Genomic DNA, 15,718 nt, shown 5'->3' with positions numbered 1-15,718 from the left:
GGCAATATTGCGAACAACGAACAACATGACGTCACGCAACATGCGGGCAACATGCCATTCCCATTGCGGAAACCGATGATGTTAGTCATAATTAACCCTCAATAGAAAGGAAACCATCATAAAAGGCATTCGGGTATCTGAACGACCTTTCTTTCTTTTTATCACTATCGAACTTGACGATAATATATTTGCCATCCATTCGAACAACCGAACCATAGCCAAAGCCTTTATGGAAGACCACATCTCCAACATCAATATTCTCGATTGCTTCTTCATCAAATTCTGGTTCTACAACCTCAGGTTCTTCTTCCTCGACTGTCTGATAACTATTCACATGTTCTGAAATATCCTGAGTCCATTTTTCGCTAATTTCAGCAGCTTCCTTGCTGTCATATGAATAACCTTGCGGAGACACCATTGAGTCGCGCTGCGCCATTTCAAGATACTCATATTCTGAAATAGTTGTATCAAACAGACCAACACGTTCACCAGCATGTTTATCCAAGCCTGAATACACAAGACTTGCATCCTCATACCTGCGGAAGTAATAGATGCTCTCGTTCATGCGCTTGTCATCAAAGACACCAAGCGACACAAGCAGTTCGAAATCTTTAACGTCAAGACCTGTGACACGTTTGAACAAGTTTGGTTCTAGCTGAGTAATAACGTCTTTAAGCGTCTGTTCACGGTAATCAGTCAAGTACATGAAAATCGGAATACGAGTGGCGAATTTGATAAGTTTCTCTTGTATCTCTTTACGCTTGCTCTTGTATTCCTTTTCTTCCTCAGAAAGCTCCTTCTTCTCTTTCTTAGTGAGGCTCTGCTTTTCTTTCTTGACCTTCTTTACATGCTCGCTCTTATTGATGATGGTTTCGATGTCTTGATTGAGACTTCTGAAACCTTCAATACTCATCAATGCTTCCAAAGCTTCTGGATTAGCAAGCAGTCTTGCCAATGTCTCATTATCAACATTAACGAGCATTGCAGACTCCCAACGCCTTGCAAGCAAGGTAGCTGATGTGCCAGCCATCGTTAAATCAAGAATGTCGGCAGCATCTACCTCTTGCATGCGATAGCCGTCATATGCCAAAACAGGCAAGAACTTGATGAACTCTGCAACCTTCTCTTCAGGTGATTTATTCCCAACAGAAAGCCTGCAACTATAGTCTGAAACCTGACGCAAAGCACGAGTTAAAGCGAAATCGAAGACATAGCACTCCTGCTTCATAATTTCGCGTCCCTCTTCGGTATCAACCTCCCAAGGGGATTGAACACGAAACGCCGCTTGGAAATACGTTTCAGGACTATTCAAGTTACGAAGCATCAAGATGCCCGTCCAAGGGCGAACCGTAACACCAGTCATGAGCTTGCCGCATGAAAGCGTAATCGTCTTTGACTTCAACGGCTCTTCCATTGACTCTTCAACGGCTGGGAGCGCGTCTGCACCTTGTCCTGCACCTGCACCCGCACATACGTTAACCGTGTACTCGTGGTAGAAAACGTTTTGCTTCTCAGCCAACAAGTTGCGCATGGCATAACAAGAATTGACCCTTGGTAAGAACCAAACGCTATGGTTCAAAACACCAAGCAATCTTGTATCTGAATATGGCATAGGTGGCTTCTCTCCACCTTGCTTCAAACCTGTCTCAACATCGTATGAATTGCGCATAAGGTCGAGCCACTTTTGCACTTCGTTCTTATACACGAACTCGGCATCATCGCCCTCACCCTTAGCGGAGAAGAATACGTTCAAATCAAACTCATTGAACTCTTCTTTCATTGCCACACGAGTAATCTCTTCTGGCATCTGATACGTAAGCAGTGCCATCTTCGGAAGTGCAGCATATGGATTAGGCTCATTTGGATGTTCTTTAGACCAATTAGCCTTGGCTTCTTGCTCATCGCCATACGTCCAATTGAAGACTTGCTCTTCAATGAACTCGCCAGAGTTTAATGCCCTAAACGGTGTGCCTGAAAGATACAAATAACGCTTGGCTTCAATCGGCAGCCAAGACTCATCAAGTTCGTTTCCCGAACTCTCATACTCACCATCACTATAGAGCTTTTCGTCATCTTCTTTTGCGAACAGACCCTTAGCTTTTTCACCCCATGCCCCGAAGTGATATTCATCAAAAATAACCAAGTCCCACTCGGTCAAATGAACCCACTCGTTGCGTGGCTTGATACCGCCTGTTTCATTATCTACACCAAGGAAATCTTGGAACGAACCGAAGCAAACTATTGGCTTATCTTCGTCACAATCTTCAAAGTGCATTTCGTCACGAGTAACGAACTGCCAGCCTTCAAAATCAACGTGCAGCATGAGGTCATCATGCCAAGCATTTTGAACGGCAGGTTTGAAGGTGAGTATCAGAACTCGCTTTGCATCAAGCTCTTTAGCTAACTCATAAGCCGCAAAGGTCTTACCGAAACGCATCTTTGCATTCCATAGAAACTTAGGTTTGCGATGAGTATCTTCTTCATTAATGCTATCGAAGTAGGCTTTTGTCTGACTTACCGCTCGTGCCTGTTCAGGACGCATCGGAAAGTCATAGATACGGTTCTTGTCATACTCAGTGCGGTCCTTGACGGACATCCAAGCAGCACGGACATCATCAACATTGCACTTGAACCACTCGCCAGCTATGTGTTTGTAGCCATTATTTTTGAGCCATTTATGCAACTCATCATCGGTAAAAGTAGTACCGTCATCACGCATTGCAGGTTCATCAAAAACTATTGTGTAAGGCTTCTCATCAGGCTTGATAATCGGGAACTGTTCAGCAACACGCTCTTCAGCAGTACGTGTTGTGTATCCAACCTTTAAGTAGCCATCGTAATTTGGATTATGTTCCTCATAAGCGTAGACCCTTGGAGCAAGGTCTGGTCGCTGAGGAAATGTTACTTTATCTGACATGATTAATCATCCTCAGCTTCATATGACATTTCATGAATATTTGCTTCTATAAACTCAATTTCTTCAACATCTAAACCATACTTTTTATACAAAGACTCATCATCAAAAGACCCACTCCCAAAATCTTGGTCTGGAACAAATACGAATTTATCTTTTGATAAATTTATAGATGTCAATGTTTGAGCAATCAAAAACCTCACAAATTTTGATGATAAATAATTAGCACAGTTCTCTACTTGATTTGCATCTGTAAACCCAGTAGCAATTAAATACGAATCAGTACAAACAGTGCCAGGATTCAATATCTTTACCCTAGACAAAACACGAAGTTTGCCGTCTTTGTCAGGTTCACCAGCATGTTCATATGTAATACGGCTAATCAAAATTTTAAATTCATCAATATACTGCTCACCTGAAGCAACTTTGTCAAGTTCAATATAACTAAAACCTTTACTTGAAAGCATCTTCAAATATCCAACTTTGTTCTCATCTAAACCACGTGTTGAAGTAGGCAAACCAAAAGGATTACGAGAAGACAGACGTTCACTAAAACTATTTGTAGTCTTATCAAGAATCTTCTTGATGATACTTACAGCTTGATTTCTTCTAACAAATGAAGAAAATTCATCCAAATAGCGAACCATGGTATCGCGTCGTCCATTTGCAACTGTCGTAAATTCACAAGGACGCTCTTCATCACGTGACCAAAGAAAATAATTTACGCCGCCGCCCACACTGTTTTGAGGGAAACAATCTTTCGCATTAATGAAATCGACCATTTTTATCAAATGATGGTCAGATAACATCCTTTGCCTAAATGCATCCAGCCCTTTTCCACCCGCTAAATAACGAGAAGGGACAATCATTGTTAAATAACGAGGATTCAACTTTATAGCTTGCTCGATAAATTTATGATAAATAGGACTAGCACTCGCCCCATTTCCCCCATCATTCAATTGGTAAGGGGGATTACCAACAATTACATCAAACTTCATGTCAAAAATCTCCTCAGGATTATTTAGATGAATCAATTCATATGCGTGACTTTCTAAAGAGCTATCTCTATCAAATAAGTCTTTAGGCGCACCACAATATATGCATTTCTTATTACTGCCCCAAGTATGTTTAATATCTCTAAACCTGATATTTCCTTCAGGGTTATCAAACTCAACAACCGAATACTTGCTGTTCGGATACTTGGAGCAATACACGCCACGGCGAGATAACAAACTCGTCATTTCAGTGATTGCTATACCAAAAAGTTGATTTTTATAAACATGCTCAGTAACCGCTTCGAGGTCATGTAAGAAATACTTGTCGGCTTCAGAAAGTTCTTCACCTTTACGTATCTTCTCGTTTACACCACGAGCTATCTCTTGGTAGTTAGGTATCTGAGCATCAATGAAACGCTTTGCTGCTTCACGAAGGAACACACCTGTTTTGCAAGCAGGGTCAAGTATCTTGATATTCCTGTCTTTCCAAATCTCAGGTGGCAGCAAATCTAGCATTTGGTTTGCAACCTCAGGCGGGGTAAATACCTCGTCATTAGATAAATTAGCGAGACATGACAACACATCCGGGTTGTATGCTCTTTCAAGTAGTAATGCCATTATTTACCCACCTCATAAAAGTCAGTTAGCGGATACTCCTTAATAGGGAGAGGAAGATACGCTTGCGTCTCTTCGTCATATACCCACTCAGTCGTAAGCGAACCAGAAGCACCCAACAGAGGCATGGCTTCACCCACATCTACATTTCCCTCAAGCATTTCATCAAGCCTGAAATCACGGCGTTTCACTTTGTTTCCCATAACAAAAGACCACTCGCTGAAGATGATTGGCTCACCATCTTCTTGCTTTAAGGTCAGTGCATCCCCGCACAAAATGTTGCGGGTTAACACGTATGCAATAGCATCGGCAAAACGGTTATCACCTTCACCCTTACAGCCATTGCAGCGAGCTTCCATAACAATGTTAAAAAGCCTGTTGCGACAGTCCTCAACATTGTCTGGAAGAAGGTCGATTCCGTAGATACTTGATACAGCCACGAAAGCATAGCGTTCATAGTCAAGACAGTTCTTGCCATAGCGTTTCTTAACCACCTCAAGCTTGCGCCTAAGTATCTCCGCTAAGAAATTGCCATCGCCACAAGCAGGCTCTAAGAACCTGCTATCAATACGTTCTGTTTCTTGCTTAACCAAATCGAGCATAGCGTTCACTTCACGTTCGTTAGTGAACACCTCACCATGGTCAGTTACTCTCTCTTTTGACTTAATCTGTGACACGCTTACTTTTCATCCTTATCTTGAATAATTGCTAACCCTTATTTTCTCATGAACAATATTTCCTACAAACTCATTTCTCGGTCAACACCAACTCCACCGTTAGTAGCTTTATCAAAAGCAGAGGTTGTAGGTTGCCAAGTGTCTGTCTGCTCAATCTCGATTGCTTCTTGTTCTTGTTTCTTAACTGCTTCTCTAAACTCTTCCTTCTTCTTACCCATCTTTTCTGCAATGAGCTTGTAGAGAGCTGTGTTCTCAAATACATCACGTATCCGCTCAAAAGCATTATTGAAACCAATGAGGTTATCCAGAAAACCTATTGCTTGTTTGTCTAGAGCTTTCGCCTTTTTGCGTATTGATTTTGGTAAATCCACTTCCTCTAAATCTGCCATGAAGTCGTTCATTGACCTAACCAATTCAACACTTTTCTCAATGACAGTTTGAGACTCTGTTGTATAGCGATAGAGGGGGCGCATCGCGCTCCCTCTTCTTTGTCTCATAAACACAAAGGGTGCTAGGAGAAGTACCCCCTAGCACCCTTTTTCTTTGTTTCGGTCATTTTAGTCATGACCTTATACGACACACACCCTACTTGGAAAAACACTCCGTTCGAGTGTAGTAGCTCTGGTGGAGCTAAGGAGATTCGAACTCCTGACCCTCTCCATGCCATGGAGATGCGCTACCAGCTGCGCCATAGCCCCAAATATTCATTTATATCAACCGAAGTTGAGTGGAGCTAAGGAGATTCGAACTCCTGACCCTCTCCATGCCATGGAGATGCGCTACCAGCTGCGCCATAGCCCCGTGTGTTCTCTCGAACGCAACGAGTGATAGGTTATAACAGACTTTGCAAATATGCAAATCTATGTTGCTCTCGGCATGTCGGGGGTATAAAAATGGACTTTTCTGGTTAATTTGTATAAAAAATGCCGCCTGAGTACGCAAGGTACCCGAGCGGCACATGATTATCGTCGCATCAATATCCGGAAAATTATCCGGCTATTATTGCGCGGCGGTTCCCGTTTGATCGGATTGCTGGCGTGTCGCATTGCGCTGCGCCGCGCCGGACGAATCCGTTCCGGCCGTACCACTGCCCTGGTCGGTAGTGGCGCCCTGCTGCGGTTTGTCCGTGGACCCGCTGGAAGTCGAACCGCTAGAATCCGTTCCCGTGCCGCTTGTCGTGCCGCTGGAAGTCGAACCGGTCGAATCTTGCGAATCCGTACTTTGCGACGTACCGGACTGCGTGTCGGAACCGGTTTGCGAATGCGTGTCCGAGCTGGTCGAACCGTCCGTGGACTGGTGGGAACCGCTCGTACCCGTCTTGTCGCCGCTTGTCGTGCTGCCGGAAGTGCCGGATTCCTTGCCGTCCGTGTCGGTTCCCGTCGTCGAATCCTGGGACGGCGTATTCGCGCCCTCCTGATCCGAACTTGGTCCGTACGTGTTTTCCGGCGCCGGCGCCACGGTCTGGGTTGGCGTGGACGAAGGCTGGATAATGTCGGACACGACCGTATCCGTACCCTTGCCGCCCGTCAGCGCGAGGATGATGGCTGCGGTAATGGCCACGGCGGCGAGCGCGCTGGCCACGGCGATCACGATGGCGACACGCTTGTTGCGCTTGCTCATGGTGACGTGCTGGCCGCCCGTCTTGCCGCTCCCCTGCTTGCCGTTTTGACCGGATGTGCCGTTGCCGCTGCTCACGGTGCGCGGAACGCTGCCGGCCGGCATGACGCTGGTGGCGTCCGTGGCGGTTTCCATGGTCTGCGTGGCGTCTGTGTCGTCACCGGTTCCGGAAGCCACCTTGCGTGCGCCGTCCTCGCTTTCGCCGTCTTGTACGGCGTCCATCGCGACGGTGCGCGAATCGTCGGAGTCCGCGGCGTTATCCGAAGTCTTGTCCGAGTTGTCAGGATTCTCAGTATCGTCCGCATTGCCGTCATCGTCGGAGTTGACGCCCATGATGCGTTTGCCGGATTCCTCCAGCACGTTCTTATACAGCTGCGACGCGGTGGCGGACACGATGGAGCCGACGGCCACGCCGATTACCGATCCCGCGATGCCGATTTTGGCGGACAGCAGGAACGACGTCACCGCGGCGAGCGCGCCGGCGAACAGCTGGGAGAACGATAGTCCCTTAAAAAAAGTTTTTCACGATTGCTCATCCAACTAGTGTGTATTGGTTCGTGAGCCGCAATAGCGCAAGGGCCCGCCAACCGTCAACATGTTGTGACGGCGGCGGGCCTCTATGCCGGTTGCGCACTCATTCGCTGCTTGTAATGTAGCGGCATGGGTGGTCAGTTGCGCGCTGTTTTCACGAAACGTTCACAGGATTGGTCCACTGCGGCGTATCCGCCACGGCCGGTCCGTGATTGTATTCCATGATCGTCCAACGGTCTTCCTCGTCGTTGTGGAACGCGGGCATGATGCGCGCCCAGTGGGCGTTGCCCATGGTTCCCAGCGACAGGTAGTCGGCATGTACCTGATCGAATCCCAAGAGCTGCTGCACCATGTTTTCGATCACTGATCCGTGCGCGAAGATGAACAGGTCCGTGTCGGGGCCGGCTTTGCGGCTCCAGTCGCGGATCGCCTCGGCGCCGCGCACGCCGCAATCGTGGTGGGTTTCGGCGCCGTGGCGCAGTTCCCCGCCTTCCTTACGGATCCAGGACTGGAAGTCTTCCGGATAGAATTCGGCGAGCTCGTCGATGCTTTGGCCTTCCCAGCCGCCGAAGTTGCGCTCGCGGAAGCGTTCGTCCGTGTGCACGGGCACGCCGATACGGTCGGCGAACGCGTGCGCGGTCTGCATGGCGCGGCTCAGGTCGGAGGCGACCACCAGCTGCTTGACTCCCGAGTCGGGCTGCACGTACAGGTTCTGCAGCGCTTCGCCCGTCTGGTTCACTTGCCACAATCCCACTTCGTCCAGCGGAATGTCGACCCATCCCTGGATGCGGTGCGCCGCGTTGTATGCGGTGCGGCCGTGGCGCACGATGGTGATGGAGCGGGCCTGTGTGTGGCGCTCGGCCATGTCATTCGCGGACATCGGAGAGCTCCAGGTCGATGCTGTTCGTCTCGTCGTCCCACAGGCGTTCGAGGCGGTAGAAGTCGCGGCTGTCTTCGTGCATCACGTGCACAATAAGGTCGCCGTAGTCCAGCAGGATCCACTGGCCTTCCTCCACGCCTTCGCGCGAACGCGGGCTGCGGTGCAGCTGAAGGGCCAAGTCCTTTTCAATCTCTTCGGCCACGGCTAGCACTTGGCGTTCGTTGGATGCCGAGGCGAGCAGCATCACGTCGGTGATGCCCAACGAGTTGCTCACGTCGTAAGCGGCGATGCCGTCCGCCTTGATGCGGTGCGCCGCGTTGGCCGCCACACGGGCGGCGTCAATTGCCGGTTGAAATGCGCTCATATGTTCACCGTTCCCAGGCTGGTTTCCAGTTTTCCACCACGTGTTGGGTGTTTTCCGAGTAGACCATCGCGTCGTCGGGCACGTCGTGGCGCACCACGGAACCCGCGCCCGTGGTCACGTTGTCACCCACGGTGACGGGAGCCACGAACAGGTTGCCGGCGCCCACGTGCACGTCGGAGCCGATGGTCGTATGGTTCTTGTGCACGCCGTCGTAATTGGCGGTGATCGTGCCGCCGCCAATGTTCGTGTGCGTGCCAAGATCGGCGTCGCCCACGTAGCTCAGGTGCGGCACCTTCGTGCCTTCGCCGATGTGGGCTTTCTTCATTTCCACGAAAGCGCCGGCCTTCGTGTCCGCCGAAAGTTCGTTGCCCGGACGCAGGTACGTCCACGGGCCGATGTTGGCGCGCTCGCCAATGTAGGATTCCTGTACGCGCGAACGCTCCACATGGGCGCCACGGTCAATGGTGGCGTCGATCAGCGTGGTGTCCGGACCGATCACCGCTTCGCCGGCGACCGTGGTGTGGCCCTGCAGGTAGCAGCCCGGCAGCACCGTCACGTCGCGGTCGAGCTGTACGTCGTCTTCGATCCAGGTGGTTTGCGGGTCGAGAATCGTCACGCCCTTGCGCATCCAGTCCTCGCACACGCGCACGTTGTGGGCCTTGGCCAGGTGGGCCAGCTGCACACGGTCGTTGACGCCTTCCACACTGAGCGGATCCGGGGCGGCGAACGCGCCGACCTTGCCCATGGCGCGCGCCGACTGCAACGCGTCGGTCAGGTAGAACTCGCCCTGTGCGTTGTTCGAATCCAGGTGCGAGATCGCGTCCTTGAGCACCTGCGCGTCGAACACGTACACGGAGGTGTTCACCTCGCGCACGGCCAGCTCGTTGCTGTTCGCGTCGCGCTGTTCCACAATGCCGAGCACTTCGCCCGCGCTGTTGCGGATGATGCGGCCGTAGCCCGTCGGGTCGTCGAGAATCGTGGTGAGCACGGTGGCGGCGTCGCCGCTTTCCTGGTGGAACGCCACGAGCTCGCGCAGGGTTTCCGCGTCGAGCAGCGGCATGTCGGAAGCCGCGATAAGCACGGGGCCTGACAGCTGGTCTTCCCCGTCAAGCTGTTCCATGGCGCACTGTACGGCGCGGCCCGTGCCCGGAATATCGTCCTGGTGCACGATCACCACGTCCTCGTCATAGGACTGGGCGGCGGCGGCCACACGCTCGGCCTGGAAGTGGACCACCACGGCGGTGGTGTCAGGCTCCTGCGCGTTTACCGCGCCGATCACACGCTGCAAGAACGTCTTCCCGGCGAATTCGTGCAACACTTTCGGCTTGTGAGAACGCATGCGGGTTCCTTCACCCGCAGCAAGAATAATCGCGGCAGTCAATGCCATAGGATTCCTCCCATATTGGTAACGAAGAACGCGGGCGGCGCTCCTGGCGGAAGCGTGTCATGTGCCATGCACCGATGGCGCTTCCGGCCATCCATACAACAAAGCGCCCACATCCGCTTCTATAAGCGAACGCGAGCGCTACGCAAGCTCCCCCACCTGGACTCGAACCAAGACAAAGGGTTCCAAAGACCCGTGTGCTGCCATTACACCATGGGGGAACGGCGAACTCACGTCCGCCGAGTGTCAATTATGCCATATGTTCGAGATTTGTAAAATTGCGGCATGTCTTGTTCACTCTAACCGTAATCCCTTAAGGATCAGGCGAACTGGAAGCCCTCGCCGTGGTGTTCCGGATAGGTGTCGAACAGCTTGGCCACGGATCCGTCTTCGAACACGGCCTTGATGGCGCTGCCCAGCAGCGGCGCGATCGACAGGACCGTGAGTTCCGGCCAACGCTTGTCTTCCGGAATCGGAACCGTGTCGGTAAGCACCACTTCGCGAGCGCCGCAGTTCTTGAGGCGTTCCACGGCCGGACCGGACAGCACGCCGTGCGTGGCGACCACGGTCACGGACTTGGCGCCCGCCTCGCGCAGCACGTTGCATGCGCCCACAATCGTGCCGGCGGTGTCGATCAGGTCGTCGACGAGCACGCAATCCTTGCCCTTGACGTCGCCGACCACACGGTTGGCGACGGCCTGGTTCGGGCGTGTGATGTCGCGCGTCTTGTGCACGAAGGCCAGCGGGCCGCCGCCGAGACGGGACGCCCACTGCTCGGCCACGCGGATGCGGCCGGCGTCAGGAGACACCACGGTCACGTTGTCAAGATCGTTCTGGAAACGGTCGCGGATGTAGTCGACCAGCACAGGCATGGCGATCAGATGGTCCACCGGGCCGTCGAAGAAGCCTTGGGACTGGGCGGCGTGCAGGTCCACGCTCATAATGCGGTCCGCGCCTGCGGTCTTGAGCAGGTCGAACACCAGACGGCAGGAAATGGGCTCACGGCCGCGGTGCTTCTTGTCTTGGCGCGAGTAGCCGAGCAGCGGGCACACGGCGGTAATGGAACGCGCCGACGCGCGCTTGAGGGCGTCGATCATAATGAGCTGTTCCATGATGGCCTGATTGACCGGATCGCTGTGGCTCTGCAGCACGAACACGTCGGCGCCACGCACCGATTCGGTGTACCGCACGTACATCTCGCCGTTCGCGAAATCGTAAGCGGTGGTTTCCAGCACGTCGATGCCGAGCTGTTCCGCCACGTCGGACGCCAGTTGAGGATGCGCCCTTCCAGTAACAAGAATGAGGTTTTTATCCGGCTTTCCTTCGAGGATTGCGCTCACCGTATCTCCAAACGTTTAGCTACGTGAATCGACAACTATAGTAATTCGATTTACCGACGGAACCAACTTTGCGTGTTCATGCACGCAAAATTTCCACAGGAGGTCGTGGCCTTATTTGGACGTGTCCGCGTACAGCCCGTGTTTGCTGATGTACTGCACCACTCCGTCGGGAACGAGATACCATACTGGCTCTCCGTGGGAAGCCCTGTTGCGTACGTCCGTCGAGGAGATCGCCAGTGCGGGAATCTCGAGCATGTCCACTTTGCCTTCGGGCAGCTGCATTTGGGAGGCCGGCAGGTAGCCGGGGCGCGTGACGGCCACGAAATGCGCGAGATCGAACATCGTTTCCGTGTCCTTCCACTGCATGATCTCGGCCACGGCGTCCGCGCCCGTGATGAAGAACAGGTCGGCGTCCGGGTACTGGCGGCGCAAGTCGCGCAGCGTGTCGACCGTGTAGGTGACGCCCGGACGGTCGATATCCACGCGCGACACCGTGAATTTCGAATTCGAGGCCGTGGCGATCACCGTCATCAAATACCGGTCCTCGGCATTTGTCACATGCTTGTCGAGCTTGAACACGGGCCGTCCCGTCGGCACGAAAATCACCTCGTCAAGGTCGTAGACCCACGAGACTTCCGAAGCCGCCACCAAGTGGCCGTTGTGGATGGGGTCGAACGTGCCGCCCATGATGCCGATACGTTTGCGTGTATGCCAGTTGCCGCGCGCCGAACGGTGTTCGCCGTTGCCCGTCACCACATGCGCCACGCGCACGTCTCCCGACAACGCCGACATCTTCCGTTCGCCGCTTTGCGCCGTCTGGGATGCGCCCTCCCCTTGCTCTTGTGCCAATGTGTATTCGCCCGTCTGTGTTGTGGCCGCGTTGTTCGTATACATCCGCGTCTAAGAATCGATATCTAGAATATGGGTGGGACGCCGGTCAGGCGTCGTTCGCGCCGTCCGATTCTTCCGTAAGGTCCACTTCGCTGGCCTCCGGATTGATCCGGCCCATGTCCTCGTCCCATTCATCTTGTACCACGCGGCGAATTTCCGCAAATGTCGGCAGCAGGAAGCTCGGTTCGAACAGGCGCCGGATGTCGGCGACACGTTCCGTAACGCGGATCAGTGTGTCCGTCATGCTGTCGATGTCGGCACGCGACTCCATGACGCGGAATTTGGCGATATACTCTTCCATTTCCCGGATTTTCGTACGCACCACGTTCATTTGCTGTTCGTTGATCGTGACGAGTTCCTTCGAGGACTCGTCGGGCCAACCGATCAACACGGCGTCCGCGTACTCGAGCGAGGCGCGCTGTTCGGCGGAGGCGATGCCCTCCTCGATCTGGACGAGATACACGTAGCGGACGATGCTGAGCCGTTCGGCTGCCAGCGACATCAATACGTACTGTTCCTCCAGCGGCAGGTCGTCGATCACATGCACGTTCGTGTGGTGCAGGTTGTCGGCGAACGCCTGTACCGGCGCGTTTTCTTGCGGGTTCATGCGCGCACCTGCCCCATGCCGTAGCCGATCCACTTGGTCGTGGTCATTTCCGCCAGTCCCATCGGGCCGCGCGCATGCATCTTCTGCGTGGAGATGCCCAGTTCCGCGCCGAATCCGAACACACCGCCGTCGGTGAATCGCGTGGAGGCGTTGACCATGACCACGGCCGAGTCGATGTCGCGCGTGAAGCGTTCCACCGCCGCGTAATCCTCGGAAATGATGGACTCCGTGTGTCCCGTGGAATGGCGGTTGATGTGCGCGATCGCGTCGTCAAGCGAGTCGACCACGCGTACGCCCATTTCCAAGGCCAGGTATTCGCGGTCCCAGTCCTCGTCCGTGGCGGCCACGATCTGGATGTCCTCGATATTCGCGTCCTTAACGATGCGGTACGTGTCCTCGTCGGCGTGCAGCACGACGTCCGCTTCGGCGAGCGCCCGCGCGGCCATGGGGATGAACCGGTCGGCCACGTCGCGGTGCACGAGCAGTTTTTCGGCGGCGTTGCACACGCCCACGCGCTGCGTTTTTGCGTTGAGGATGATCGGGATCGCCATGTCGAGGTCGGCCGCCTTGTCGACGTAGATGTGGACGTTGCCGGCGCCCGTCTCGATGACGGGAACCTTGGAGTTGCGCACCACGGCCTGGATGAGGCCGGCGCCTCCGCGCGGCACGAGCACGTCGATGTGTCCGCGGGCCTGCATCATGGCGTTGGCGCCGTCGCGGCCGTATTCGTCGACCGAGGCGACGAGATGTTCGTCCTGTCCGTTGTCGCGCAGCACGTCGCGGATGACGCGCAAGGTCGCGGCGTTCGTGCGCTCGGCCGCGTGTCCGCCGCGCAGCAGTACGGCGTTGCCCGATTTGATGCACAGCGACGCCACGTCCACCGTCACGTTGGGGCGGGCCTCGTAGATCATGCCGATCACGCCCAGCGGCACGCGCACCTGCTGGAGGCGCACGCCGTTTTCGAGCGTGTATCCGCGCACCACTTCACCCACGGGGTCGGTGAGCGTGGCCACGTGGCGCACCCCTTCGGCACTGGCGGCCACACGGACCACGTCGAACTTCAAACGGTCGAGTTTGCCGGCGTCCATGCCGGATTCGAACGCTTCGCGCATGTCGAGCTCGTTGGCGGCGGCGATTTCCCCGGCGCGCTTGTCCAATGCGTCGGCGATGGCCATGAGCAGGGCGTTTTTGCGCGCCGTATGCTCTTTGGCCAGCACGCGCTGGGCCTGTCCGGCCTGGTCGGCCATGGCGCAAACGGCTTCAAATACTTGCGCGGTGTCGCGCTGCGCGGATTCATTGTTCGTCATACCGTTCAATATACCGTTTCATTGCACGAAATGCGTTTCCTTGGGTCGCTTATGGATTCAGTACACTGAAAAGCATCTTGATCCCGACTATTGGAGGATGTACCGTGGCCACATTCCATAGCACACGTTCCCACACGCACTCTTATACGGCAAAGCAGGCGATCCGCAAAGGCATCGCGGACGACGGCGGCTTGCTCGTCACCGACTCGCTGGGCGAGCGCCAGGTGGATGTGGCTTCGCTGATAGGAAAACCGTACAAGGACATCGCGTACGAGGTCCTGTCGGTGCTGCTGCCCGATTTTTCCGAGGACGATCTGCGCGACTGCATCGACCAGGCGTACGGCGCCCAGTGGGACGACGATCGCATCACTCCGGTGCACGACCTGGGCGACGGCGACTATGTGCTTGAACTGTTCCATGGCCCGACTTGCGCGTTCAAGGATGTGGCGCTCCAGATTCTGCCGCGTTTCATGTCCTACGCCATGAAGGACGCTGGCGGCGCCGAGCGCGTCATGATCGTGACGGCCACGTCGGGAGATACGGGCAAGGCGGCGCTCGCGGGCTTCGCGGACGCGGAGGGTACGGGCATCACCGTCTTCTACCCGCAGGGCAAGGTCAGCCATGTCCAGGAGTTGCAGATGACCACGCAGCGCGGCGCGAATGTGCGCGTGTGCGCGGTGGAGGGCAATTTTGACGACGCGCAGTCGCGCGTCAAGGAGATTTTCGCGGACGAGGATCTGGCGCAGGCGCTGCGCATGGACGACCATGTGGTGCTTTCGTCGGCCAATTCCATCAATGTGGGGCGTCTCGTGCCGCAGGTGGTCTACTATTTCAGCGCCTACGCGCAGCTCGTCGAGTCCGGCAAGATCGCGTTGGGCGACCGCGTTGAGTTCGTGGTGCCCACGGGCAATTTCGGCGACGTGCTGGCCGGCTACTACGCCAAGCTGCTCGGCTTGCCGGTCAAGGATCTCGTGGTGGCTTCCAATAGCAACAACGTGCTGTTCGACTTCCTCGTAACGGGCACCTACAACCGCCAGCGCCCGTTCTACGAGACGATTTCCCCGTCGATGGACATTCTCGTCTCCTCGAACCTGGAACGCATGCTGTACTACTTGTGCGAAAAGGACACGCGCCTGATCCAGATGCTCATGAACGACCTGAACCATTGGGGCGCCTACGAGGTCCCGCCGCAGCTGCTGCAGCGCATCCGCGCCATCTTCAACACGGGTTGGGCCGACGAGGACCAGGTGCGCGCGATGATCGCCGAATGCTGGAAGGAGCACGGCTACCTGATCGACCCGCATACGGCGTGCGGCTACTTCGTGATGCACGAAATGCCGCATGACGAGGACACGCCGCGCGTGCTGCTGGCCACGGCCAGCCCCTACAAGTTCCCGCGCGTGGTGGGCGAATCCTTGGGACTGGACGTGCCCGAATCCGATTTCGCGTGCATGGACCTGCTGGCCGAGCATACGGGCACGGCGGCTCCACAAATGCTGCGCGACCTGGAGCAGGCTACCGTGCGATTCACGCAGTCCACAAGCGTCGAGGGCATGACCGAGGTCGTGCGCGACGCCGCCGACGCGCTCTAAAGCG

General features: G+C 54.8%; 13 protein-coding genes and 3 tRNA genes. 1 reads left to right on the top strand and 15 read right to left on the bottom strand.

Annotation, left to right across the window (positions count from 1 at the left end; genetic code table 11):
- Window positions 1-91: 91 nt before the first annotated feature.
- From BMAGN_RS06840 to BMAGN_RS06770, 15 genes are all read right to left on the bottom strand, one after another.
- Complete coding sequence (locus tag BMAGN_RS06840; protein WP_033510491.1) at window positions 92-2,917, bottom strand: GIY-YIG nuclease family protein; 2,826 nt, start codon at window positions 2,915-2,917, stop codon at window positions 92-94.
- 2 nt (window positions 2,918-2,919) lie between these two features.
- The gene (locus BMAGN_RS06835) at window positions 2,920-4,527 is read right to left on the bottom strand and encodes an Eco57I restriction-modification methylase domain-containing protein (RefSeq protein WP_033510490.1); all 1,608 of its coding nucleotides are present in this window, start codon (window positions 4,525-4,527) and stop codon (window positions 2,920-2,922) included.
- The gene (locus BMAGN_RS06830; protein WP_022859373.1) at window positions 4,527-5,201 is read right to left on the bottom strand and encodes a DNA methyltransferase; all 675 of its coding nucleotides are present in this window, start codon (window positions 5,199-5,201) and stop codon (window positions 4,527-4,529) included. The genes BMAGN_RS06835 and BMAGN_RS06830 overlap by 1 nt, the downstream gene beginning before the upstream one ends.
- A 62-nt stretch (window positions 5,202-5,263) precedes the next feature.
- Window positions 5,264-5,590, bottom strand: coding sequence for a hypothetical protein (locus BMAGN_RS06825; protein WP_152593219.1), 327 nt, complete (start codon window positions 5,588-5,590; stop codon window positions 5,264-5,266).
- Window positions 5,591-5,823: 233 nt separating this feature from the next.
- Window positions 5,824-5,899: transfer RNA gene (locus BMAGN_RS06820), tRNA-Ala, on the bottom strand.
- 30 nt (window positions 5,900-5,929) lie between these two features.
- A tRNA-Ala gene (locus BMAGN_RS06815) sits at window positions 5,930-6,002 on the bottom strand.
- 198 nt (window positions 6,003-6,200) lie between these two features.
- The gene (locus BMAGN_RS06810) at window positions 6,201-7,283 is read right to left on the bottom strand and encodes a hypothetical protein (RefSeq protein WP_051892949.1); all 1,083 of its coding nucleotides are present in this window, start codon (window positions 7,281-7,283) and stop codon (window positions 6,201-6,203) included.
- 220 nt (window positions 7,284-7,503) lie between these two features.
- Window positions 7,504-8,229, bottom strand: a complete 726-nt coding sequence (locus BMAGN_RS06805) for a histidine phosphatase family protein (protein WP_022859370.1) — start codon at window positions 8,227-8,229, stop codon at window positions 7,504-7,506.
- Entirely contained in the window at window positions 8,216-8,593 is a 378-nt protein-coding gene (rsfS, locus tag BMAGN_RS06800; RefSeq protein ID WP_022859369.1) for a ribosome silencing factor, read from the bottom strand. The genes BMAGN_RS06805 and rsfS overlap by 14 nt, the downstream gene beginning before the upstream one ends.
- Before the next feature lie 4 nt (window positions 8,594-8,597).
- Entirely contained in the window at window positions 8,598-9,980 is a 1,383-nt protein-coding gene (glmU, locus tag BMAGN_RS06795) for a bifunctional UDP-N-acetylglucosamine diphosphorylase/glucosamine-1-phosphate N-acetyltransferase GlmU (RefSeq protein WP_022859368.1), read from the bottom strand.
- Window positions 9,981-10,127: 147 nt separating this feature from the next.
- Window positions 10,128-10,198 (bottom strand) — tRNA-Gln (locus tag BMAGN_RS06790).
- A 99-nt stretch (window positions 10,199-10,297) separates the two neighbouring features.
- A complete protein-coding gene (locus tag BMAGN_RS06785) occupies window positions 10,298-11,317 on the bottom strand; it encodes a ribose-phosphate diphosphokinase (RefSeq protein ID WP_022859367.1) in 1,020 nt (339 codons plus the stop codon).
- Window positions 11,318-11,428: 111 nt separating this feature from the next.
- Window positions 11,429-12,109: a nicotinate-nucleotide adenylyltransferase gene (gene nadD, locus BMAGN_RS06780; RefSeq protein ID WP_033510523.1), complete on the bottom strand. Its 681-nt coding sequence runs from the start codon at window positions 12,107-12,109 to the stop codon at window positions 11,429-11,431.
- Between the two features lie 145 nt (window positions 12,110-12,254).
- A complete protein-coding gene (locus BMAGN_RS06775; RefSeq protein WP_238548778.1) occupies window positions 12,255-12,710 on the bottom strand; it encodes a phosphoribosylglycinamide synthetase in 456 nt (151 codons plus the stop codon).
- A gap of 101 nt (window positions 12,711-12,811) precedes the next feature.
- The gene (locus BMAGN_RS06770; protein ID WP_022859364.1) at window positions 12,812-14,122 is read right to left on the bottom strand and encodes a glutamate-5-semialdehyde dehydrogenase; all 1,311 of its coding nucleotides are present in this window, start codon (window positions 14,120-14,122) and stop codon (window positions 12,812-12,814) included.
- Between the two features lie 104 nt (window positions 14,123-14,226).
- On the opposite strand from BMAGN_RS06770, the gene thrC reads away from it, so the two are divergent.
- A complete protein-coding gene (gene thrC / locus BMAGN_RS06765; RefSeq protein WP_022859363.1) occupies window positions 14,227-15,714 on the top strand; it encodes a threonine synthase in 1,488 nt (495 codons plus the stop codon).
- Window positions 15,715-15,718 lie beyond the last annotated feature (4 nt).

Source organism: Bifidobacterium magnum (assembly GCF_000741255.1).
GTDB lineage: Bacteria > Actinomycetota > Actinomycetes > Actinomycetales > Bifidobacteriaceae > Bifidobacterium > Bifidobacterium magnum.
The sequence above is the reverse complement of the archived record's forward strand: the minus strand, read 5'-3'. Positions and strand labels throughout refer to the sequence as shown.